Below are 23,165 nucleotides of genomic sequence, written 5' to 3'. Positions count from 1 at the left end.
GCCTTGAGACCGCTTCAAGTGGTTGGTAGAGTAGACGGGTTTAAATTCGTCCCCAGCTTGCAGGATAACTCTTTCGTTATGTTTAAAAAATTTCGTGGCATGTTTTCTAATGACTTGTCTATTGACTTGGGTACGGCCAATACCCTTATTTATGTCAAAGGACAAGGCGTAAAATTAAATGAACCCTCTGTAGTTGCTATTCGTCAAGACCGCTCTGGATCGCCAAAAAGCGTTGCTGCTGTCGGTGGTGAAGCGAAGCAGATGCTGGGACGTACACCAGGTAATATTTCGGCAATCAGGCCAATGAAAGACGGTGTTATCGCCGACTTTTTCCTGACTGAAAAAATGTTGCAACACTTCATCAAACAAGTTCATAGCAACAGTTTTTTACGCCCAAGTCCGCGAGTCCTTGTTTGTGTCCCTGTTGGTGCAACACAAGTTGAACGTAAAGCCATTCGTGAGTCAGCGTTAAGTGCGGGCGCACGGGAAGTCTTCTTAATTGAAGAACCTATGGCCGCAGCAATTGGTGCCGGGTTACCTGTATCAGAAGCAACAGGCTCAATGGTTGTTGATATTGGTGGTGGTACTACAGAAGTCGCTGTTATTTCGTTAAATGGCGTTGTTTACTCTTCATCTGTACGCATTGGTGGTGACCGTTTCGATGAGTCCATCATTAACTATGTACGTCGTAACTATGGCTCACTGATAGGTGAAGCGACAGCAGAACGCATCAAGCATGGAATTGGCTCTGCATTCCCAACAGATGAAGTTTACGAGATTGAAGTTCGCGGCCGTAACCTTGCGGAAGGTGTGCCACGCGGATTTAAGATGAACTCCAATGAAATTTTAGAAGCATTGCAAGAACCGCTTACAGGAATTGTCAGCGCAGTCATGCTAGCACTTGAACAGTGTCCTCCTGAATTGGCCTCAGATATCTCAGAGCGCGGTATGGTCTTAACCGGTGGTGGCGCGCTTCTTCGTAATTTAGATCGCTTATTGATGGAAGAAACTGGTATCCCAGTTATCGTTGCTGAAGATCCTCTAACTTGTGTCGCTCGTGGTGGCGGTAAAGCGTTAGAAATGATTGATATGCACGGTGGCGACCTGTTTAGCGAAGACTAAATGGCCTTTTAGAAACAGTTGGGGCTGTCCCCAACTGTTTTGACTATTTTTTGTTCCTCTGACATTAGTGAAACTTAGCCACACATGAAGCCAATTTTTAGGCGAGGTCCATCCCTACAGCTACGCATTTTTATTGCGGTAATCATTGCACTTGTACTGGTGGTGATTGACCATCGCTTTGAGCCTTTCAATAAAGTCCGTAACTACTTAGACACGGCGGTTAGCCCATTCTATTTTTTAGCCAATGGCCCACGTCAATTTCTAGATAATATCTCCGAAAGCTTCTCTTCAAGAGAACAATTGCAATTCGAAAATAAAGCCTTACGCCAAGAGCTATTACTGAAAAAAGCGGACAACTTGCTTTTAGAACAACTTAAGCAGGAAAATGCGCGGTTAAGGGAGTTACTTGGTTCGCCACTTCGTCAAGATGAACACATGATGGTCACGCAAGTTATTTCAGGCGCGAATACGCCATATCGTGACCAAGTGGTTATAGACAAGGGCAGCAATGAAGGCGTTTATGAAGGGCAGCCCGTTATTAGTGATAAAGGCGTAGTTGGTCAAGTGGTTGGGGTTAGTAACTTTAATAGCCGTGTTTTGTTAATTTGCGACACTACCCATGCACTGCCAGTACAAGTATTACGTAATGATGTCCGTGTTATTGCTGCAGGCTCTGGATGTGCTGATGATATCCAATTAGAACCGTTGCCTGAAAATACCGATATTCGTGTTGGTGATGTCCTTGTCACGTCAGGGTTAGGAGGGCGTTTCCCCGAAGGTTATCCTGTAGGGGTGGTCTCTGCCGTAAAACACGACACACAACGTGCTTATACTATTATCAGCGCGAAGCCGAGTGCCGAATTGCAGCGTTTACGCTACCTTCTGCTACTATGGGGAAATGATAGCGACCCTAAAACGCCACTACAGCCTTCGGAAGTTTATCGTGCAGCAAATGAACGATTAATGAAAGTATTGCCGCAAGTGTTACCTAATCCGAATGAAATTCAGGGGCCTCCATTGCCACCATCAATGGCTCCGACGTCACAACCATAAGTAGAGGAAACACAGTATGGTTATGGGCAAGAGAGTAAATTAGCATGGATGAGTATCGCGGAAATGGCCGTGCCATCATTTGGTTATCGTTTTTTATTGCGTTGATTTTACAAGTCATGCCTTGGCCGGAACAACTCAGTTTTTACCGGCCATCATGGCTTCTGTTGATTCTCACTTATTGGGTGATGGCATTACCACACCGAGTGAGTGTTGGTACGAGTTTTATTTTAGGGATTATCGTAGATTCCATTCAGGGCTCTGCACTGGGAGTGCATGCTCTTTCTTTTAGCATTATTTGCTATCTCGTCTCTTATAAACACCAATTGTTGCGTAATATGGCGTTGTGGCAGCAAGCTCTGGTGATTATGTTACTCACTATCATTCAAGATCTTGCTGTTTTTTGGGCTGAATTTCTATCATCACAAGTATTATTCCACCCGCAAGTATTTTGGAATAGCTTAGTGAATGGTATTCTATGGCCATGGCTATTTTTGCTTTTACGTAAAATACGTCGGCAATTTTCAGTATGTTAGGGTGTTAGTTGTCGGTCTGACTGGGAATACAGTTTATGTGTTTAATTTATCTTGCGTCCGGCTCACCCCGTCGACGTGAACTTGTTCAGCAACTTAATTATACCTTTGAGGTTTTACGTCCAGAGGTAGAAGAACAGTGGCAGGAGGGGGAGTTGCCTCAAGACTATGTTCAACGTCTTGCACGAGATAAATCTTTAGCTGGTGTTGCGATTGCACCCGATAATCAACCGGTTTTGGGCGCAGATACAATCGTTGTTCTAGCAGGGCAAATTTTAGAAAAACCGCGAGATAATCAGCACGCAGAAGAGATGCTAAGTGCATTATCAGGAAAAACCCATCAGGTCATGACGGCTATTGCCTTATCCAACCGTCAACAGACAATGCAGTCACTAATTGTGACAGATGTGACATTCCGCGAGTTATCTTTAATCGAAATACGGGACTATATACAATCTGGTGAGCCAATGGATAAGGCAGGCGCTTATGGAATACAAGGAATTGGTGGGCGTTTTATACGTAAAATTAATGGCAGCTACCATGGGGTTGTTGGTTTACCACTGGTTGAAACAGACGAGCTAATTCAGCGATTTTTAGCGTTAAGTGATGGTAAGGGGAAGTCATGACTGCGGAACTATTAGTAAACATTACGCCATCTGAAACGCGCGTTGCTTATATTGATGGTGGGATATTACAAGAAATTCATGTTGAACGAGAAGCAAAAAGAGGGCTAGTAGGGAATATTTACAAAGGCCGTGTGAGCCGAGTCTTACCGGGGATGCAGGCGGCCTTTGTTGATATTGGTCTAGATAAAGCGGCCTTTTTGCACGCTTCGGATATTATGCCCCATACGGAATGCATTGCGGGTGACGAACAAAAAAACTTTCATGTCAGGGACATCGCTGAGCTCGTTAAGCAAGGGCAAGATTTAATCGTTCAAGTCGTCAAGGACCCCCTTGGTACCAAAGGTGCTCGCCTAACTACGGATATTACACTCCCTTCTCGCTATTTGGTCTTTATGCCAGGAGCTTCCCATGTGGGAGTTTCACAACGTATTGAAAGTGAAGATGAAAGAGAACGCCTAAAAGAGTGTGTTTCACAGTATTGTGATGAAAATGGGGGCTTTATCATTCGTACGGCAGCAGAAGGGGTCGGGGAAGAGGAAGTTAAACAGGATGCCGCATTCTTAAAACGCCTGTGGGCAAAAGTGATTGAACGAAAAAAACGCAATGTGACTCGCACTAAAATTTATGGTGAATTAGCACTTGCTTACCGCATTATTCGTGATTTTGCCGGCGCTCACCTTGATCGCATTCGTGTTGACTCTCGTTTGACCTATACTCAATTACAAGAATTTATCGAAGAGTATGTGCCAGAAATGACAGCCAAGCTCGAACTCTATCAAGGGAATCAGCCGATATTTGACTTGTTTGACGTTGAAAACGAAATTCAGCGAGCAATGGACCGAAAAGTGGAGCTAAAATCAGGTGGTTATTTGATTATCGACCAAACTGAAGCCATGACGACCATTGATATTAATACGGGCGCATTTGTTGGGCACCGTAATCTTGAAGAAACCATCTTTAATACCAATATCGAAGCAACCCAAGCGATAGCAAGGCAACTGCGTTTACGCAACTTAGGCGGCATTATTATTATTGATTTTATTGATATGGCTGACCCGGAACATCGCCGCCGTGTATTAGCGTCATTAGAGCAGGCATTGAGTAAAGATAAAGTTAAAACAACCATTAATGGTTTTTCGCAACTGGGCTTAGTCGAAATGACGCGTAAGCGTACAAGAGAAAGCTTAGAACACGTATTATGTGATGATTGCCCGACTTGCCAAGGGCGCGGAACCGTTAAGTCGGTAGAAACGGTATGTTATGAAATTTTACGTGAAATAGTTCGTGTTCACCGTACTATCGATGCAGATAGGTTCTTAGTTTATGCATCCCAAGCGGTGGTTGATGTCCTTAAAGGGGATGAGTCACACGCCCTTGCAGAAGTTGAAATTTTTGTTGGAAAGCAAGTTAAAGTTCAGACTGAGCCTCTTTACAGTCAGGAACGTTTTGATGTCGTAATGATGTAAAAGGAGATTTGAGTGAGACGACTGCCACGTGTAGCACTGGTGACGACTGCGGTTATATTATTGCTGTGCGCGTTAGTGCTGTCAGGGCTGCGTTTTCTTCTGCCAAATATCGACAACTATCGGCAAGATCTGATTGATTACGTTGAAAAAAAGACCGATGTAGCGGTACAAATTGGTAAAATTGAAGGGGCTTGGCAATCTTTTGGCCCTGTACTGACGTTGTCCGATGTCGTTTTACAGAATAAAACTACCGATATTACAGCGAATACTATTACGGTTGAATTAGATATTTGGAGCTCGTTATTTTCTCTGCGCTGGCGTTTTCGTGACTTAACCTTTTACCAGTTAAATGTTGATCACAAAGTCCCTTTCAGCCTTGGCGATTCCTCGGAAGGGCAGTCTTTAGATGGTATTGAAGAGCTATTTTTAAGGCAATTTGACCATTTTGTACTAAAAGAAAGCCAATTAACTTTCCTCACACCTTCAGAACAAAAAACGACGCTGATTTTGCCTGAACTTTCTTGGCTCAACGATAACGACAGGCATCGCGCTCAAGGTTTTGTTAGTCTCGAAACCATCAATAAGCAGCATGGTTATCTGCAAGTAAAGCTTGATGTGTCAGATAAAAATGGCGTGTTAAGCGACGGTATTTTTTATTTGCAAGCGGATAATATTGATATGCAGCCATGGCTTAGCCGCTGGCTACGGGATAACACGTCATTACGGGACGCAAATTTTAGCCTGTCTTCTTGGGTAACACTGAAAAATAACCGGATTGATAGCGGCCTTATTCAATTACGGCAAGGGGAAGCCAATTGGGGAGCCGGCGAATTAGCGCAAAACTTGCAAGTCAATGATTTGCTTTTGCGAATGAAAAGGCAGGGAAATGGGTGGTTATTTAACATTCCTGAGCTTGATACCTTGAAAACCAATGAGTTTATCTGGCCACGAGGGAGCGCCTCTGTATTGTATTTGCCTGCCAGCAAAAAATATCAAGATAATGACCATTGGCGCATCCGTGCAAAAGATATTGAACTTGAACGTTTAAGTGAGATTTTACCCACTTTTTCCTTTTTAACGCCTGAAATGGTACAGGATTGGCAACATCGCCAACCAACTGGTGTGGTGAGTGAATTTGCGCTTGATATCACGCAAAATATGCCTGAAAACGTACAAATCAACATGGACTGGCAAAATGTTAGCTGGAAAAAATGGAAGGAGCTGCCTTCAGTTAATCACTTTTCAGGTGTTTTAATCGGTGGGATGCAAAGTGGTAGTGCCACCGTTAGCTTACAAGATAGTGAAGTTGACTATCGTGATGAATTTAAAGCGCCTTTCTCGATAAAAACGGCAACAGGTCAGTTCCATTGGGTCAATAATGCCAGTGAATTTAAGTTGTGGAGCCCATCATTAGAGCTACAAGCTCAGTCTCTTTGGGCAAATGGTGAGTTTCGTTACGCAAAAGCGAAAAAAGGAAATTATGCCGATCTCGCCATTCTTGCCGGAATCCGTTTAGATGATGCAGGGGATGCATGGCGTTATTTCCCACAAAAATTAATGGGCCAAGATGTGGCCGATTACCTGACGAAAGCGATTATTGCCGGTAGTGTAGATAATGCGACTTTAGTCTATAAAGGCGACCCTGCTCATTTCCCCTATGATAACAATGATGGGCAATTCCAAGTTTATGTCCCTTTGCGTGATGCAACATTCGAATATGACAGTGAATGGCCTGCGTTATTGAACTTAGATATGGACTTAGACTTTAGGCGTGCAGGGCTATATATGCATGCGCCAAGCGTGAAATTAGCGGATGCCACGGCAACCAACCTTGATGCCAATATCCCTGATTACACTAAAGAAATGCTGTATATCAATGCAGATATCAGTGGAACTGGAAAACAAATCCAGCAATATTTTGTGCATACCCCGATGAACCACTCAATTGGCGATACGCTTGAAGAGTTACAAATTGGGGGGACTGTTAATGGCCAATTAGGGTTATCTATTCCATTGGTGGCGGGTAAAGATGTTGTTGCCAAAGGAAAGGTCAATCTCAATAAAAATGATTTATATATTCAGCCAATTGATAGCACTATTTCCGCTTTAACGGGCAGCTTTGAGTTTAACAATGGAGATTTACGCGGTGACAACCTGCGTGGCCATTGGTTTGAACAGCCCATTACTGTTGATTTCACCACTACAGATCAAGCAAAAAATTATTTAGTGGATGTGAATGTTAGCGGAAACTGGGCGGTGAATAAGTTGGCAATGTTGCCTGCTGAGATTAAGCAAAAGGTGTCAGGAACCGCTAACTGGAAAAGCCAAGTTGCGATCACTATTCCGAATACAGCAAAAGAACCTGTTGGCTTACAAATAGACGTTAGCGCAGGGCTAAAACAACTGAAAAGCCAGCTACCCGCTATTGATAACGCTCTATTAGCCGAACTTGGGCAAATTAATGTTCAGGCTAAAGGAACAACAGAACAGTTGGTGGTTGGTGGTGATATCGGTAAGCGCATTGGTTTTAATACTCAATGGGGTCTGAGTAGTAAGCCTTTAAGCTTATTAAAAGCCCATGTTGCTCAATGGCGTGATGGTATTCCTGAATTACCTAAAAATGCAACTTTTGTTGTTGATTTGCCACCTATTACCGATATGAACTGGGAGAAATTAGCCGGGTTGCTAGTGTCATCCCATAGCCGCGAAGGGGGGATGAATATTGGTTTACCTGACATGCTTGAGGTCAATATCCCATCAATCTACCTCGCTGGGCAGCAATGGAATGCAGTAAATTTTTCCTATGACTTACAACGGGCTGAGCAATTAGTCAGTATCAATAGTGAAAACTTAAAAGGTTCGTTACAAATCTTTGCTTCACAGCCTTGGCAGGTCGCCATTGATTATTTGTATTACAACCCTAGTGAATCCTCTAGTACTCAAATCAATGACCTTGCTACGACACAAATCGATTTTAGCCAATGGCCGCAGTTCCAGTTTCACTGTAAAGAGTGTTGGGTCGCTGGGCAGAAATTGGGGGAAATTAGCGCTAATATCCAACCTAAAGGCACTTTATTGCAACTGACAGATGGCACGCTAGATAACAGCGTCACGAAATTAAAGTTAGATGCTATTTGGAACAGCGAAAAAGGCAATAAAACACAAATTGCAGGTTCATTAACCGGTGAAGCTTTTGACGAAACGGCGGCGTATTTTGGTATATTGGTTCCCATTATCCAATCACCTTATACTATTGAATTTGATTTAAATTGGGCTAATTTGCCTTGGTCACCAGATATCGCCTCTTTAAATGGTAAAATGTCTGCAAAATTGGGCAAAGGAGCGATTGCACAAATGGGCGGTGGTCGTGCCGGGCAAATATTGCGTCTAGTCAGTTTTGATGCCCTGTTGCGTAAACTACGATTTGATTTTAGCGATACATTTAGTGATGACTTTGATTTTGACTCCATTAAAGGTGATGCGACCATTAAAAATGGTGTACTGGTTTCGAAAAATACCTATGTTGATGGTTTAGTTGCAGATATCGCTTTTAATGGTCAAATTGACCTCGTTAAACGCCAAATTAATGTTGAAGCCGTCATTACACCGGAAATATCTGCTACAGTAGGAGTAGCAACCGCGTTTGTAGTAAACCCATTTGCAGGCGCTGCCGTATTTGCGGCAACGAAAGTGCTCGGTCCACTATGGAGTAAAGTTTCCGTTATTCGTTACCGAGTAACAGGTAGTTTGGACGAGCCGAAAATTGATGAAGTATTACGTCAACTGAAGGAGACTCAAGAGTAATGAAAAATGGCAACGTTGCACTTTTGCAGTTATGTAGCGGAAATAATACTAAACACAATTTGGCGCAAATCGAACAACAGATCAAACAGTTACCAGAGACTGTTGAATTAGTACTGACCCCTGAAAATGCATTGTTATTTGCGGATGCGGCGACTTATCGTAAACAAGCGGAAGAGCAAGGAAAAGGCCCTTTGCAAAGTGCGATCAGCGAAATGGCCAAACGTTATCATGTTTGGATTTTAATTGGCTCAATGCCAATGATTAGCCGTGAAGATCCTGAACGTATTACGAGTAGTAGCTTATTATTTGATTCCGAAGGAAATATTAAAGCTCGCTACGATAAAATTCATATGTTTGATGTCAATATCGAAGACGAGCAAGGCACTTATAACGAGTCTGTGATTTATCAACGCGGTGAACATATCACTGTCGTTGATACACCCGTTGGTCGTCTTGGCATGACAATTTGCTATGATTTACGTTTTCCTGGTTTATTCCAAGCATTACGTGAACAAGGCGCAGAAATTATCTCTGTACCAGCGGCATTTACCCGTTACACCGGTCAAGCACATTGGGAGCCGTTATTACGTGCTCGTGCGATAGAAAACCAATGCTATATTTTAGCACCTGCTCAAGTCGGTGTGCACGGTACGCGTCGCACATGGGGGCACAGCCTTGCGGTTGATGGGTGGGGTAAAGTGATGAAAAAGAACGTGGATGCAGTCGCGTCTACGGTACTGAATATTAAAACAGACAGCTTGAGTGTCATGCGAGAGCAAATCAAAGTGGTGAAACATAACCGCTTTAGACCGCAATTGACATCCTTGATTAAAAAAGAAACCAAAGAGTAACGAATATGAGTTTAGTTTCTGTCAGCGAACATTTGCTGGCCGCCAACCGCCTTGGGCAAGAAAATCTGTATGACATTTTAGGTTTGTTATCTGAGCGCCATCTGGATTATGCGGATCTGTTCTTTCAATCGAGCTTCCATGAGTCATGGGTGCTTGAAGATAGGATCATCAAAGATGGCTCTTACAATATCGACCAAGGTGTTGGTGTGAGAGCAGTCAGTGGTGAAAAAACCGGTTTTGCTTACGCAGACCAAATTTCGCTACATGCGCTGACACAAAGTGCGACCGCAGCACGCAGTATTGTGAATGAGCAAGGCTCTGGTAAATCACAAATTTTAACTAATGTTGAATATAAAAAACTGTATTCAGCAGCAGATCCACTGCAAAGCTTATCGCGGGAACAAAAAATTGATTTACTGCATCGTGTTGACCAAGTTGCACGCGCAGAAGACCCACGTGTTATCGAGGTCAATGCCAGTTTAACGGGTGTTTATGAGCAAGTGCTAGTCGCCGCAACAGATGGCACTTTGGCGGCAGATGTTCGTCCGTTAGTGCGTTTGTCGGTCAGCGTGCTGGTGGAACATGACGGTAAGCGCGAACGCGGTGCAAGTGGCGGTGGTGGCCGTTATGGTTACGAATATTTCTTGGAAATTCACCAAGGGCAAGTGGTTGCTGAGCAATATGCACGTGAAGCGGTGCGTATGGCGCTGGTGAATTTGTCAGCGATCGCAGCGCCTGCTGGAATGATGCCGGTTGTGCTGGGTGCTGGTTGGCCAGGGGTTCTATTGCATGAAGCGGTAGGCCATGGTTTAGAAGGTGACTTTAACCGTCGCGGCACCTCTGTTTTTTCAGGTCAAATAGGCGAACAAGTGGCATCACCTCTGTGCACTGTGGTGGATGATGGCACGATAGCGGGCCGTCGAGGCTCTCTCGCCATTGATGACGAAGGGGTACCTGGGCAGTATAACGTCCTAATAGAAAATGGTATTTTACGTAATTATATTCAAGATAAACTGAATGCACGCCTGATGGGAGTTGCTCCAACAGGTAATGCACGTCGTGAATCTTATGCGCACTTACCTATGCCGCGTATGACCAATACCTACATGTTAGCAGGTACATCAACGCCAGAAGAAATTATTGCGAGTGTGGATAAAGGCATTTATGCACCAAACTTTGGTGGTGGTCAGGTAGATATCACCTCAGGTAAATTTGTATTTTCAACATCAGAAGCTTACCTGATTGAAAAAGGTAAGATTACTTCTCCTGTGAAGGGAGCGACGTTAATTGGCTCGGGTGTTGAAGCTATGCAGCAGATTTCAATGGTTGGTAATGACTTAGCGCTAGATAAAGGCGTTGGTGTTTGTGGCAAAGAAGGCCAAAGTGTCCCTGTTGGTGTAGGCCAACCTACATTAAAACTGGACAAACTGACTGTTGGCGGTACCGCATAATCGTTCTTGGCGATATAAACTAGGCTCTGCTCGCCCTTGTAACAACTTCTTGTCGATGTTGTGACTGGGGCGATTGTGTGCCTGCAAAGCACAAAACAACTGAGGTGTTATGAATAAACGTTTTTTACCCGTCGTATTGATGGCTATTTTGATTGTGATTAGCCTTTATTTTAATGGTGGAGATAAAACACCATCTGAACCATCCGTTAATCAAAGCAATCCACCTTCTCGTGAAGCGATAACGCCAAAAGAAACACCACAACCGATTGATAAGCTGACTGCACAAGATAACGTGGTTAGTTTTATGGAAAAATATCAAAAACTTCCCGCTTTCTATATGACGAAAAAACAAGCCCGTGAAGCCGGATGGGATGCGAAAAAAGGTAATCTTTGCGATGTGTTACCTGGAAGAGCGATTGGCGGCGACCGTTTTTCTAACCGTGAGAAAAGTTTACCCATTGCACAAGGACGCCAATGGTTTGAAGCAGACATTAATTATCGCTGTGGTCATCGCGGGGCGGACCGTTTGCTATACTCATCAGATGGGATGATTTTTGTGACTCATGACCATTATAAGAGCTTTACACAAGTCAACTAAAGGAAATACCGTGATGAGCAAACAGGTGAGCTTTGATTTCAGGCAGATAAACTCATTGAATGATTTTTATGACCAATTTGCTCAACAATTTTCCCTTCCTGATTGGTTTGGTCATAATCTTGATGCTTTGTGGGACATGGTTTCCGCAGGCATTGAGTTACCTGTAACCATCACGTTTTCACATATGACCGCGGAACAACGTATAAAATTCGCAGATGTTATTGATGTGATGAATGACGCACAAGACATGTGGGAAGAAGAGTTTATTTTTGCTTTAGATATAACAAAAAGCTCTAACTAATATTCCTATCACTCATGGTAAAGTCTAAATAAGATAACTGAGCTGATAGGGGTCTTTAGGATGAATAACGTTACTTGCACTGCATTTCCACTAAAAGAAAAAAAATTTCTTATTGTTCATGGCTACACGGCATCCCCTGAAAAAAATTGGTTTCCATGGTTGAAATCAGAGCTTGAAGCCTTAGGCGCTTTTGTTAACGTCCCCACCATGCCTGACTCTTTAGCCCCCAACCCTGAAAGGTGGCAGCAGCGCTTGCAGCATTTACCTTTTGATATTGATGAAAATACGATTTTGATTGGCCATAGCTTAGGTTGCGTTACTGCATTGCGGTTTCTTCAACATGCAGGGCAATCGGTGGCAGGTTATGTATTGGTATCAGGGTTTGACGAAGAACAGCCTACATTGCCTGAATTACAGCCTCACACCGTTGAACCATTGAATTATGACGAACTCATAAAAGTGGCAAATAATCGAATATCGATTATATCAACCAATGATGAAATTGTGTCGCCGGGGTCTTCGAAAGCATTGGCAGAGGCCTTAAAAACACAGGTTATTATTGAGGAATCTGCTGGGCATTTCCTTGATAGAGAAGGCTATACTGAGTTCAAAACACTACTTGATACGATCAAAACGCATTTTAGCTAGTTATGGTTGGTAAGAATACTAGGCACACTGGTTTTGAGTATTTCAATCAACTCTGGGTCCATATATGGGTAATCATCAGGAATATCCAGAACATGAAGCGGTTTGTATTCCAAAAGGCGGGGGAAATCTGCTTTTAAGCGGTTTTTATGTTTTTGCTCCATCACAAAAATTACATCTGCCCAGCGGATTAAATCCGCATTAACAGGGCGCTTCGCATTGCGGCTCGTTCCCGCTGAACGGGTGACCCAACTTTCATGGTTGCGCCAGATCTGTTCAGCGGTTGGACTACGCCATTGGTTTTTACTGCAAATGAATAAAATATTCACGAGTTGTTGTGTATCTCTTCAAGGCTAATACGGGCAAGCTGTATATTACTTACTTGCGGGTATGCCATACCTAATTGGGCTGCACGGATCATTTTTTCGCTTCGATCGTACATCTGTTTCCAGTTTTTTTCAGGTGTATAGCAGTCAACTAGTCGTGAATTTAGTTGATCACGGGATTTATTGATTCGAGCTTTGGCTCTGCGCCATGCTCTATTTCGGGTATTATCCATATCTTCCTCATTATTTATCGGGGTTCAGCAGCCGCGATAATACGGGTCAGAGTATGTCTAACAATGGCATGATAGGTTGTTTCGGCAGCGCTATCAACACGCTTCTGGCTTTTTCAGATTATTGCTTAATTTACAAAAAAAAATCCCCTAGCCGTAGCATAGGGGATAATTCATTAAGCCATTTCAGAGAGATCTTTCAAATATTGAAAGATTTGGCGATAAGCTTTCGGCGGTTTGTTGCCTTCACGCTCTTTTTTTGCATTACGGACTAATGCACGCAGTTGTTGCCTGTCTGTTTGTGGGAACAGGGCAACCACGTCTTCAATGACTTCATCACCGCCATCTAATAAACGGGTACGTAAGTCTTCCAGTTTATGTAAAATTACCACTTGCTGGTTGTGGCGGTTTTTAAGCTTGTCCAGAGCCTCAGTAATGGGCTCAACCTCACGTGAACGTAATAACTTACCAATCAATTGCAATTGGCGGCGACGGCCTTCACGTTTGATTTTTTGGGCAAGTTCAATGGCTTCAAGTAATTGAGTATCTAACGGGATGCGTTCTAATTCACTTTTACTTAAATCAACGAGCTCAGCCCCTAACTTTTTGAGGATCTCAGCATCGCGTTTAATTTCGCTTTTACTGACCCAAATGATTTCCTCGTCTTCTTCGTCTTGCGGCGCTGGGATATCATCCAGCCAGTCATCAGGCTGTTTGGCCATATCGATTTTCCTTTTTACCGAACACAGTGGTTTAATTACGCGTAATTAATATGATTTACTGTGTTGTGAGTGTTAACATTCATCTATTATATATTGTAACTGGGAAAACCCCTCTATGACTACCTAGCATTTGCTTGTTAGGGCAGAAAATCACGTTTCCCCCACATTATTGATTGGACTAAAGCATGAGTGTAACTGAACAAGTCACCGAACAACGTAAAAAACTCGAAGAAGCCGTCGCGCACGCATTAGAATTTGCTAAAACACGTTGTGATGCTGCGGAAGTCGCAGTAAACAAAAGCACTGGGATTAGTGTAAGTACCCGCCAAGGGGAAGTCGAAAATGTTGAGTTTAACAGTGATGGAGCGCTAGGGATCACTGTTTATTATCAACAACGTAAAGGCAGTGCGTCTTCAACAGATTTAAGCCCTGAAGCTATTGAACGGACTGTTCAGGCGGCAATTGATATTGCTAACTATACCTCAGAAGACCCGTGTGCAGGGCCGGCAGACAAATCTTTGCTGGCTTTTGAAGCACCAGACCTCAATTTGTTTCAAGCGAGCGAACTTTCTCCTGAAGAGGCGATCCGCTTAGCGTCGATTGCGGAAATGTCAGCATTAAATGCAGACTCCCGCATTGTGAATACGGAAGGCGGTAGCTTTAATGGGCACTACGGGGTTCGTGTATTTGGTAACTCCCATGGCATGCTGCAAAGCTATTGTTCAAGCCGCTATTCGATGTCAAGTTGTGTGATTGCTGAGCAAAATGGTGAAATGGAGCGTGATTACGCTTATACGATTGGCCGTAGCTTAGGGGCATTACAGTCGCCTGAGTGGGTTGGGCAGGAGTGTGCTCGTCGTACTTTGTCTCGTTTATCGCCACGTAAATTACCGACAATGAAAGCCCCTGTTATTTTTGCTGCAGAAGTGGCAACAGGCCTATTTGGTCACTTAGTTGGTGCCATTAGTGGCAGCAGTATTTACCGTAAATCTTCTTTCTTACTCGATAGCTTAGGAAAGCAAATTTTACCAAGCTGGCTAACTATCAATGAGCAACCCCATTTAATGGGCGGGTTGGCGTCATCACCTTTTGATAGCGAAGGCGTACGCACTTGTGAGCGCAATATTGTCGAAAATGGCGTTTTGCAAACGTGGTTAATGACCAGCTATTCTGCAAGAAAATTGGGTTTACAAAGTACTGGGCATGCTGGAGGCATCCATAACTGGCGTATTGCAGGGCAAGGGCTTTCATTCGAAGCATTGCTGAAACAAATGGGAACAGGGCTAGTCGTTACTGAATTAATGGGACAAGGGGTTAGTGGTATCACTGGTGATTACTCTCGTGGGGCTTCAGGTTTTTGGGTCGAAAACGGTGAAATTCAGTATCCTGTGAGTGAGATTACCATTGCTGGTAACCTAAAAGAGATGTGGGCGAATATGGTTACTATCGCTGATGATATTGAAACTCGCAGTAATATTCAGTGTGGTTCGGTACTGATCCCAGAAATGAGTATTGCCGGGGAGTAGGTTTCTACTCTGCCCATTTAAAGGCAACAAAAAAGGCACTCAATTGAGTGCCTGAATATGTCAGAGGACTTACCTGAGTTTTTTAAATAAAACTTTTTTCGCTAAGCCTTCCTTAATTCAGCCGTTATCGTTATTAACGGTGGAACTCACCAGCCGCTTCTGGCTGATAAACGATTTCCAGTACGCGAACACGCGTTTGAACACCGTTTGGCAGTTCCCAGCTGATTTCATCGTTTACATGCAATCCCAACAAAGCTGCCCCAATCGGTGCCATAACAGACAGCTGCTCTGCACTATCTTTCAGGGACGCAGGGTAAACTAAGGTGCGTGTGCGTTCTTCGTTGCTGATTAAATCCAAAAAGCGAACGGTACTGTTCATCGTGACCACATCCGCAGGGATCTCTTGCGGGCTTAAGATATCTGCACGGTCAAGTTCATCATTGAGCGCTTCGGCAACTGGTGTGCCCGCATAAGCCGGCTGTTCCATCAGTGCATCTAAACGTTCAGCATCTAAATCATTGATAATAATTGTTGGCTTTGTCATACCACACTCCAATAGAGACATACAAAGCAAACACCCCCCACCCATAAGGTAGGGGGTGTCGCTAGAAATAAGTTTGTTTAAAATATTAGGCGCTATACGCTTTAAAGGGAAGAGATCATGATCACGATCTCTAAGCCTGCCTAGATAAAAATCTACTGATTGATATTATCAGTAGCTAGCTTGAAACTCAGCTGCTTTTCATCAGCGATATCAGCTATTCTTCATCAAACCTGTTTTCGAATAGGTTGATAATTGCGGACAAGGCCTGGTTTTCATCTGGGCCGCTAACTTCGATATCAATCTTACTGCCTTGTTCTGAGTCTAACATCAACATCGCAATAACGCTATCGGCCTCAGCCTCAATTTGATTATTATTACGCAAAATAACTCTTGAGTTAAATTGTTTAACTAAATCATAGAGTAACATAGCAGGCCTTGCATGCATTCCAAGCCGATTTTTGAGCGTTATTGTGGCTTTTACTGTCATTGCTGTTATTTGCGCTTTTCCAATGTTCTGTGGCGTGACTGCACGTTTTTACCACGGGAACGGAAATAGTCGGCAAGTTGCTCTGCGACATACACGGAACGGTGTTTACCTCCCGTACAGCCAATTGCAACAGTTAAGTAGCTACGGTTATTGGTTTCTAACATCGGCAGCCATAATTCTAAATAGCTACGAGTTTGATAGATGAAGTTATGGACTTCAGTATGCCTATCCAAGAATGCAGCGACTGGCCGGTCAAGGCCTGTCATCGGGCGCAATTTCGGGTCCCAGTGTGGGTTGGGTAAAAACCGTACATCGAATACATAATCGGCATCAATAGGAATACCATGTTTGAAACCAAAGGATTCAAACACCATTGTCAGTTCACGCTCACGCTTGCCCATCAAACGTGTTCTTAGCATTTCAGCTAATTCATGAACGGACATTTCAGAAGTATCGATGACTAAATCAGCACGAGAGCGTAAAGGCTCAAGTAACTCATTTTCTTCATCTATTGCGCTCTCAAGTGAAAGATTTTTACTTGAAAGTGGGTGCAACCGACGAGTGTCACTGTAACGGCGAATAAGCGTGTTGCGGTCAGCATCTAGAAACAACAATTGAGGAGAGAAGGTTGAAGGCAATTTATCAATCGCTTCTTCGAAAATCTCTGGATTATCGGGCATATTACGCACGTCGATACTAACCGCTGCTGAAATGTTACGATCAGCCAGTGAATTCGCTAACTCCGGTAGTAATACAACCGGTAGGTTATCTACGCAATAGAAACCCATATCTTCCAGCGCACGTAAGGCAACGGATTTCCCCGAACCGGAACGGCCGCTGACTATCATCAGCACCATGAGCTTGCTCCCTTTTGTTTCCTAATAATGAGTTTCTTGAAAAGCAGTACTTGCCAATTAATATTATTTAGAAACCATAACAATATCATTTGCATATGGCAAGATACATAATTTATCACTTACTCTGTAATTATGCTGTATAGCTCTTCATCACTTTGTGCACTGCGTAGGCGTTTACAGAGCGTTTTATCGGCTAGTTTTTTGGCGATAAGCGACAACGTATGCAGGTGCGTTTTACATTGGTCAGATGGCACAAGTAAGGCGAAAAGCAAGTCAACAGGTTGATTATCAATTGCATCAAAAGCAATCGGTTCTTCTAAATGTAAAAAAACACCGACAGCACGGCTACTTTCACCTTCATTCAGCTTTCCATGAGGAATGGCAATACCACCACCAATACCTGTTGTGCCAACTTTTTCTCTGGTTAATAACGCTTCAAATACCGTATTTTCAGGTAATTCCAATTCAACGGCAGCCAGCTCACTAATAATTTCTAAAGCTCTTTTTTTACTCGTGCACACAATATTATTACGTGTACAGGCTGATGATAAAACAACGTTTAACTGGATTTCTATATCACTATTCATTTTATTGTTCACTTAGGACTACAAAACCAGATGGTGTATCCCACCATCTGGTTTGAAACATTATTCGGCTAATTAATAAGCCGCATCAATGCATTAATGTTGTCTCAGTTTTTCTTTATGTTTGGTTAATTGGCGCGACAGCTTGTCTACGAGTATATCTATAGCAGCGTACATATCATTTTCTTCCGCTGATGCGTGGAGATCCGCTCCATTAACTTGCACGGTTGCTTCAGCAATTTGCTGAACTTTTTCAACTTTCAAGACAACTTGGATACCGTTAATGCGATCAAACAATTGCTCCAATTTTTTGAGTTTTTTCTCAACAGTCTCGCGCAATGCAGGAGTAACTTCAATATTGTGTCCAGTAATCTGAAATTCCATACAATCTTCCTTATTTTATCAATTAAACCAGTTGTTTACGCTGGTTAGAGGGCGGAATGGATAACGATTCTCGATACTTAGCAACAGTTCTGCGAGCGACTTGAATGCCTTGTTCTGCAAGCATACTCGTCAATTTACTGTCACTCAATGGTTTTGCTGGGTTTTCAGCAGCAACCAGTTTTTTCACCAATGCTCGAATTGCGGTTGAGGAGGCTTCGCCACCTGTGTCCGTATTGACATGGCTGGAGAAAAAATATTTCAACTCAAAAATGCCTCGTGGGCTATGGAGAAACTTTTGAGTTGTCACTCGTGAGATAGTTGATTCATGCATGTCCACTTGATAGGCGATATCGGCCAGTATCATCGGTTTCATGTGTTCCTCACCCAGCTCAAAGAATTCTTGTTGCTGTTCTACAATACAAGTCGCGACTTTTAATAGTGTCTCATGGCGGCTCTCAAGGCTTTTAATCAGCCATTTTGCATCTTGTAGATGACTACGAATATATTGAGAATCATCTTCATTTGCTGAATTGTTTAGCATCGAAGCATAATGGTTATTAATACTTAGTTTAGGGATGCTATCTGTATTTAATTCAACTTGCCAGTGCCCTGCGATTTTTTTCACTAAAACATCTGGAATAACGTATTCCGACTCCCCAGTATTGATGGATTGGCCTGGTTTTGGATTCAGCGTTAAAATTAAGTCTATCGCAGTTTTTAGGGCATCTTCTTTTAAACGAGTTAATTTCCCTAACTGACGAAAGTCACGGTTAGCCAATAAATCAATATGATTACTGATAATGAGCTTTGCATCTTGTAGCCCATCTGTTTCCTTAGGGTAGAGTGACAATTGGATTAATAAACACTCTTTTAAGTCTTGTGCTGCGACACCCAATGGGTCGAAATGCTGAATACGTTTTAGGACAGCAATGACTTCTTCAATACTAATCTCTGGGTTATCAATCCCTTCATGTATATCAGAAATGGCTGTTGTCAGGTAACCGGAATCATCTATTGAATCAATAATAGCTGTAGCTATTGCTCTGTCCGTGTCAGTAAAAGGGGTCAGTTCAGCTTGCCACGTCAGGTAATCTTGTAATGTTTGCGTAGTTTCACCTTGATAAACAGGGAGTTCATCAAAATTATAATCATTACTGGTGCCTGACGGCGTTCCTGCCGTATATATTTCATCCCAATTAGTATCTAAAGGGAGCTCATCCGGCATATCATGGTTTTCGAGCGCATCTTTGGTATCAAGCTCACTGGTATCCGCATTTTCATTCAGGGAGTCAATAGATTCAGTCTCGGGATTTAATTCTTCTTGCTCAAGCAGTGGGTTTGTTTCCAAGGCGAGTTGAATTTCTTGCTGAAGCTCAAGTGTAGACAGCTGCAACAAGCGGATAGCCTGCTGCAATTGAGGGGTCATTGCAAGTTGTTGACTGACTCTAAGCTGCAAACTTTGCTTCATGAATCTGCTTTAATCTCCCTAAAAAAATGACAACACGATAATTTATAACCGGAAACCTTCACCCAAGTATACACGTTTTACTTGCTCGTTCTCTAAGATCATGGTTGGTGACCCATGAGCAATTAAGTGCCCTTGGCTGACAATATAGGCTCTTTCACACACATCTAAGGTTTCACGCACGTTATGGTCGGTGATTAGCACACCGAGGCCGTAATCCCTTAAGTGCTGAATAATTTTTTTGATATCTAAGACGGAAATAGGGTCAACACCCGCAAAAGGTTCGTCTAATAAAATAAATTTTGGGTTAGCAGCAAGTGCACGAGCAATTTCCACACGGCGGCGCTCCCCACCGGATAGCGACTGCCCCATGCTGTCGCGAAGATGAGTAATACTAAATTCTTCCATCAGTTCTTCAGCACGTTCTTTACGTTGCTGGGAACTCAAATCTTCGCGAATTTCTAACACAGCCATTAAGTTATCATAAACACTGAGGCGGCGAAAAATTGAGGCTTCTTGAGGAAGATAACCAATTCCACGGCGCGCACGTTCATGCAGCGGTAGAAGGCTGATATCTTCACCATCAATCATAATTTTGCCAGCGTCCCGCTGAACAATACCCACCACCATATAAAAGGTCGTTGTTTTACCGGCACCATTTGGCCCCAATAAGCCAACGATTTCACCTGATTTAACTTCCAAGCTGACATCTTCAACGACTTTACGTTTTTTATAGGCTTTAGCTAGATTTTCAGCGGTTAGTGTCGCCATAACAGTTATTTACTCTTACTTGCTGATGAATTTTTATTTGCCGCAGGGCCTTTTTCTTGCAATTGTGCCGGCAGTATCACGGTGGTGACGCGTTTACCTTTATCACTAAACGCTTCCATTTGTTGCGTTGGAACTAAATAGGTAATTTTGTCACCCTGAATATTGCTGTCTAACTGCTCAAGATAGGCATTACCTGTTAATGTGACGAGTTGTTTATCAACCTCATAACGGGCTTTGCTGGCATGGCCTTTAATCGGTTTACCATCATCCTGTAATTGGTAAAAGGTAACCGGGGTCCCAAAGGCCTCAATCACAATTTTATCCGAGTCACTACTTGGACGTGTTACAACCACTTTATTGGCTCTGATATCAATAGAACCTTGTTTAATAACAACATCATCAGTAAAGGTGGTGACGTTTTTTTCTAAATCAAGAGATTGTTTGACCGAATTAATCGTCATTGGCTGCTGCGTATCACTTTTTAATGCCATCGCAGGTAGGCTAAGAGCCAAAATTGCACTGGCAACAGCTCCTTGAATAAAACGTTTCTTAGTTACTTGATTCATTTTAATGCTCTTCTGGTTGTAACACATAATGAGTTTTTACATCTTCGATTAATTCAGCCGTTTTTGTACGAAGGTTTCCCTTCATTTTCATACCGGTAGAATTGAGACCATGTCCAATAATGGTCACTTTATCATCAGATGAAACGTCTTGTGTTGTCAAATTGACAACTGCACTCTCAGTTGTAATTCGTTGGATCTGCGACTCTTTGGTTAAGCTATCAACCTGAACATCGCTATATAAATAGAGAATTCTATCGTTCGTTAACCGTGCTTTGAAAGCCTTAACCGTCCAGGTTGGCTCGCCAGCTTCGTTATAAGTGGTTAGAACTGGTTTCGAAAACCACGTGATTTTTCCTTCAGTATAATTATCTATTTTCTCTGAAACGAGTTTATACGCTAAATTACCCGTTGGATTATAGACAAAAGTCACTGAATCATCAGTTTGATAATTAGGTTGCCCATCATTAATTACTTTATCCTCTGCACTGTCGGAATCATTACCCGCTAAATTCCAGCCGATAAGGCCTAATACTACTAAGGATAAAATAACAATTAACCACTTCTTCGCATTGCTCATGAATTCAATCTATTCGTTATATTGATAAACCTTTTGCTTCTTCCAGTTTGTCTTGAGAAAGCAAAATAAGGTCACAAAGTTCGCGGACTGCACCTTTTCCCCCACCAATACGAGTCACGTAATCAGCTCTCGGTAATAACAAAGGATGGGCATCAGCGACGGCGACGGATAAGCCTACTTTGGCCATAACAGGCCAGTCAATCAGATCGTCTCCAATATAAGCTATTTCTTCAGCTGATAATTGTAGTGTATCTAACAGTTCGTAATACGCCAAAAGCTTATCGCTTTGACCTTGGTAAAGATATGTAATGCCTAATGTTTGAGCCCTATCTTCAAGAAGTTTCGCTTTTCTTCCTGTTATGATGGCGACTTCAATACCGGAAGTTAATAAGCAGCGTATCCCATAGCCGTCACGGACATTAAAAGCTTTGAGTTCCTCGCCATTATTCCCCATATAGACCAAGCCATCTGACATGACACCATCAACATCACAGATCAGTAATTTGATTTTTTCTGCTTTATTTAAAACAGTATTGGCAACAGGGCCATAGCAGGTTTCCAAAAAGGTAGACGTCATGGTATTTCCTTATGTTATACAACACCGGCTTGTAGCAGATCATGCATATGTAGCACACCGACTAATTTATTATCATTTGCGACTAATAACGAAGTCACGTGCCGAGATTGCATTAAATTTAGTGCTTCAACCGCTAACATTGTTGGTGATACCCGAATTCCACCGGGGGTCATTAAATCAGCAATCTTAGCGTTATTTAGGTCGATTCCCATATCAAAGATACGGCGTAAATCCCCATCAGTGAAAATACCTTCAATATTCATGTCATCATCACAAATGACTGTCATCCCCAGTTTTTTACGGGTGATTTCCACTAAAGCCTCACGTAAAGACGCGCTTTTAGGAATATGGGGGATTTCATCACCCGTATTCATTAAATCACGAACGAGGAGTAAAAGTTTGCGCCCAAGTGCGCCACCTGGATGCGAAAGCGCAAAATCATTCGCCGTGAACCCGCGTGCAGTTAATAAGGCAATAGCTAATGCATCTCCCATTACAAGTGTCGCTGTTGTACTCGTGGTCGGTGCTAGCCCCAAAGGACAGGCTTCTTGAGGTACTTTGATACACAAGTGGACATCTGCATATTTTCCCATATTACTTTCAGGGTTGTTAGTCATACAGATTAAAGGCACTTTAATTCTTTTTAAAACAGGAAGTAAGGCTAAAATTTCCCCTGACTCGCCAGAATTTGAAATAGCTAACACAACATCTTTATGAGTAATCATCCCAAGGTCACCGTGGCTAGCTTCCCCTGGGTGAACAAAAAATGATGGCGTTCCTGTACTTGCTAGTGTAGCGGCAATTTTACGGCCAATATGCCCCGATTTCCCCATTCCCATTACGACGACTTTGCCTTCACAGTTAAAAATAAGCTGGCAAGCGTTGTCAAAGTCAGTATTGATATATTGTTCTAGGTTTTTTAAACCTTCGTGTTCGATATGGAGAACTTCTTTACCTACTTTCTGAAAATCGAAGTTTGACATTTCTAGTTCCATGCGTAGCTTTTAAGTTAATCGGATTAGCGAAATCAAATTGTATAACGAATACTTAGTATCAGTAAGTATTTTGTCAGTTAAGCACTTTTTAATGTTAGTTTTATACT

The 23,165-nt window shown here is 42.7% G+C and carries 26 protein-coding genes; 12 read left to right on the top strand and 14 right to left on the bottom strand.

The window, feature by feature from the left end:
- The first annotated feature begins 78 nt into the window (after positions 1 to 78).
- The 11 genes from PZ638_RS17075 to PZ638_RS17025 all read left to right on the top strand — a co-directional run bounded on the left by PZ638_RS17075 (position 79) and on the right by PZ638_RS17025 (position 12,450).
- Positions 79 to 1,122 carry a rod shape-determining protein gene (locus PZ638_RS17075; protein WP_004908213.1) on the top strand — a complete coding sequence of 348 codons (1,044 nt, stop codon included), beginning with the start codon at positions 79 to 81 and terminating at the stop codon, positions 1,120 to 1,122.
- A gap of 84 nt (positions 1,123 to 1,206) precedes the next feature.
- Positions 1,207 to 2,175: a rod shape-determining protein MreC gene (gene mreC / locus PZ638_RS17070; RefSeq protein ID WP_004258388.1), complete on the top strand. Its 969-nt coding sequence runs from the start codon at positions 1,207 to 1,209 to the stop codon at positions 2,173 to 2,175.
- Between the two features lie 44 nt (positions 2,176 to 2,219).
- Positions 2,220 to 2,708 (top strand): rod shape-determining protein MreD, encoded by a 489-nt coding sequence (gene mreD, locus PZ638_RS17065; protein ID WP_004258382.1) that lies wholly within the window; start codon positions 2,220 to 2,222, stop codon positions 2,706 to 2,708.
- Between the two features lie 35 nt (positions 2,709 to 2,743).
- A complete protein-coding gene (locus tag PZ638_RS17060; RefSeq protein ID WP_004258377.1) occupies positions 2,744 to 3,331 on the top strand; it encodes a Maf family protein in 588 nt (195 codons plus the stop codon).
- On the top strand, positions 3,328 to 4,797 hold the full coding sequence (gene rng / locus PZ638_RS17055) for a ribonuclease G (protein ID WP_004258373.1): 1,470 nt from the start codon (positions 3,328 to 3,330) through the stop codon (positions 4,795 to 4,797). The genes PZ638_RS17060 and rng overlap by 4 nt, the downstream gene beginning before the upstream one ends.
- 12 nt (positions 4,798 to 4,809) lie before the next feature.
- Entirely contained in the window at positions 4,810 to 8,601 is a 3,792-nt protein-coding gene (gene yhdP, locus PZ638_RS17050) for an AsmA2 domain-containing protein YhdP (protein WP_206277217.1), read from the top strand.
- Entirely contained in the window at positions 8,601 to 9,452 is an 852-nt protein-coding gene (gene nit1 / locus PZ638_RS17045; protein ID WP_004258360.1) for a deaminated glutathione amidase, read from the top strand. Before yhdP ends, nit1 begins: the two co-directional genes overlap by 1 nt.
- Positions 9,453 to 9,457: 5 nt before the next feature.
- Positions 9,458 to 10,903: a metalloprotease TldD gene (gene tldD / locus PZ638_RS17040; protein ID WP_110591211.1), complete on the top strand. Its 1,446-nt coding sequence runs from the start codon at positions 9,458 to 9,460 to the stop codon at positions 10,901 to 10,903.
- A gap of 109 nt (positions 10,904 to 11,012) precedes the next feature.
- Positions 11,013 to 11,501, top strand: a complete 489-nt coding sequence (locus tag PZ638_RS17035; RefSeq protein ID WP_004258351.1) for a ribonuclease domain-containing protein — start codon at positions 11,013 to 11,015, stop codon at positions 11,499 to 11,501.
- A 13-nt stretch (positions 11,502 to 11,514) separates the two neighbouring features.
- A complete protein-coding gene (locus PZ638_RS17030) occupies positions 11,515 to 11,802 on the top strand; it encodes a barstar family protein (protein ID WP_096864405.1) in 288 nt (95 codons plus the stop codon).
- Between the two features lie 60 nt (positions 11,803 to 11,862).
- Positions 11,863 to 12,450 carry an RBBP9/YdeN family alpha/beta hydrolase gene (locus PZ638_RS17025; RefSeq protein ID WP_094961511.1) on the top strand — a complete coding sequence of 196 codons (588 nt, stop codon included), beginning with the start codon at positions 11,863 to 11,865 and terminating at the stop codon, positions 12,448 to 12,450.
- Here PZ638_RS17025 and PZ638_RS17020 read toward each other — a convergent pair.
- The 3 genes from PZ638_RS17020 to yjgA form a co-directional block, all read right to left on the bottom strand.
- Entirely contained in the window at positions 12,447 to 12,776 is a 330-nt protein-coding gene (locus PZ638_RS17020; RefSeq protein ID WP_004258336.1) for a low molecular weight protein tyrosine phosphatase family protein, read from the bottom strand. The genes PZ638_RS17025 and PZ638_RS17020 overlap by 4 nt on opposite strands.
- Positions 12,773 to 13,006 (bottom strand): hypothetical protein, encoded by a 234-nt coding sequence (locus PZ638_RS17015; protein ID WP_206277219.1) that lies wholly within the window; start codon positions 13,004 to 13,006, stop codon positions 12,773 to 12,775. Before PZ638_RS17015 ends, PZ638_RS17020 begins: the two co-directional genes overlap by 4 nt.
- A 173-nt stretch (positions 13,007 to 13,179) precedes the next feature.
- Complete coding sequence (yjgA, locus tag PZ638_RS17010) at positions 13,180 to 13,725, bottom strand: ribosome biogenesis factor YjgA (RefSeq protein ID WP_004258329.1); 546 nt, start codon at positions 13,723 to 13,725, stop codon at positions 13,180 to 13,182.
- Between the two features lie 185 nt (positions 13,726 to 13,910).
- Between yjgA and pmbA the strand changes: the two genes are divergently transcribed.
- Positions 13,911 to 15,251: a metalloprotease PmbA gene (gene pmbA / locus PZ638_RS17005; RefSeq protein WP_004258326.1), complete on the top strand. Its 1,341-nt coding sequence runs from the start codon at positions 13,911 to 13,913 to the stop codon at positions 15,249 to 15,251.
- Positions 15,252 to 15,384: 133 nt separating this feature from the next.
- Here pmbA and rnk read toward each other — a convergent pair whose 3' ends face one another.
- From rnk to kdsD, 11 genes are all read right to left on the bottom strand, one after another.
- Entirely contained in the window at positions 15,385 to 15,795 is a 411-nt protein-coding gene (gene rnk / locus PZ638_RS17000; RefSeq protein WP_004908251.1) for a nucleoside diphosphate kinase regulator, read from the bottom strand.
- 214 nt (positions 15,796 to 16,009) lie between these two features.
- Complete coding sequence (gene npr / locus PZ638_RS16995) at positions 16,010 to 16,282, bottom strand: PTS phosphocarrier protein NPr (RefSeq protein ID WP_004258320.1); 273 nt, start codon at positions 16,280 to 16,282, stop codon at positions 16,010 to 16,012.
- A gap of 5 nt (positions 16,283 to 16,287) precedes the next feature.
- Entirely contained in the window at positions 16,288 to 17,139 is an 852-nt protein-coding gene (gene rapZ / locus PZ638_RS16990) for an RNase adapter RapZ (protein ID WP_004258318.1), read from the bottom strand.
- Between the two features lie 119 nt (positions 17,140 to 17,258).
- Entirely contained in the window at positions 17,259 to 17,726 is a 468-nt protein-coding gene (gene ptsN, locus PZ638_RS16985; protein WP_004258311.1) for a PTS IIA-like nitrogen regulatory protein PtsN, read from the bottom strand.
- A gap of 93 nt (positions 17,727 to 17,819) precedes the next feature.
- Entirely contained in the window at positions 17,820 to 18,107 is a 288-nt protein-coding gene (gene hpf / locus PZ638_RS16980) for a ribosome hibernation promoting factor (RefSeq protein ID WP_004258306.1), read from the bottom strand.
- Positions 18,108 to 18,129: 22 nt separating this feature from the next.
- Positions 18,130 to 19,575, bottom strand: coding sequence for an RNA polymerase factor sigma-54 (gene rpoN, locus PZ638_RS16975; protein WP_004258305.1), 1,446 nt, complete (start codon positions 19,573 to 19,575; stop codon positions 18,130 to 18,132).
- Between the two features lie 42 nt (positions 19,576 to 19,617).
- On the bottom strand, positions 19,618 to 20,343 hold the full coding sequence (gene lptB, locus PZ638_RS16970; RefSeq protein WP_004908261.1) for an LPS export ABC transporter ATP-binding protein: 726 nt from the start codon (positions 20,341 to 20,343) through the stop codon (positions 19,618 to 19,620).
- A gap of 5 nt (positions 20,344 to 20,348) precedes the next feature.
- Positions 20,349 to 20,909, bottom strand: coding sequence for a lipopolysaccharide ABC transporter substrate-binding protein LptA (gene lptA / locus PZ638_RS16965; RefSeq protein ID WP_004908264.1), 561 nt, complete (start codon positions 20,907 to 20,909; stop codon positions 20,349 to 20,351).
- Between the two features lies 1 nt (position 20,910).
- Complete coding sequence (lptC, locus tag PZ638_RS16960; protein ID WP_004258294.1) at positions 20,911 to 21,486, bottom strand: LPS export ABC transporter periplasmic protein LptC; 576 nt, start codon at positions 21,484 to 21,486, stop codon at positions 20,911 to 20,913.
- 16 nt (positions 21,487 to 21,502) lie between these two features.
- The gene (gene kdsC / locus PZ638_RS16955) at positions 21,503 to 22,063 is read right to left on the bottom strand and encodes a 3-deoxy-manno-octulosonate-8-phosphatase KdsC (protein ID WP_004258291.1); all 561 of its coding nucleotides are present in this window, start codon (positions 22,061 to 22,063) and stop codon (positions 21,503 to 21,505) included.
- Positions 22,064 to 22,077: 14 nt separating this feature from the next.
- Positions 22,078 to 23,046 (bottom strand): arabinose-5-phosphate isomerase KdsD, encoded by a 969-nt coding sequence (gene kdsD, locus PZ638_RS16950; protein ID WP_036958027.1) that lies wholly within the window; start codon positions 23,044 to 23,046, stop codon positions 22,078 to 22,080.
- Between the last annotated feature and the right edge of the window lie 119 nt (positions 23,047 to 23,165).

The sequence above is a fragment of the Providencia hangzhouensis genome (assembly GCF_029193595.2).
Taxonomy (GTDB): domain Bacteria; phylum Pseudomonadota; class Gammaproteobacteria; order Enterobacterales; family Enterobacteriaceae; genus Providencia; species Providencia hangzhouensis.
The sequence above is the reverse complement of the archived record's forward strand: the minus strand, read 5'-3'. Positions and strand labels throughout refer to the sequence as shown.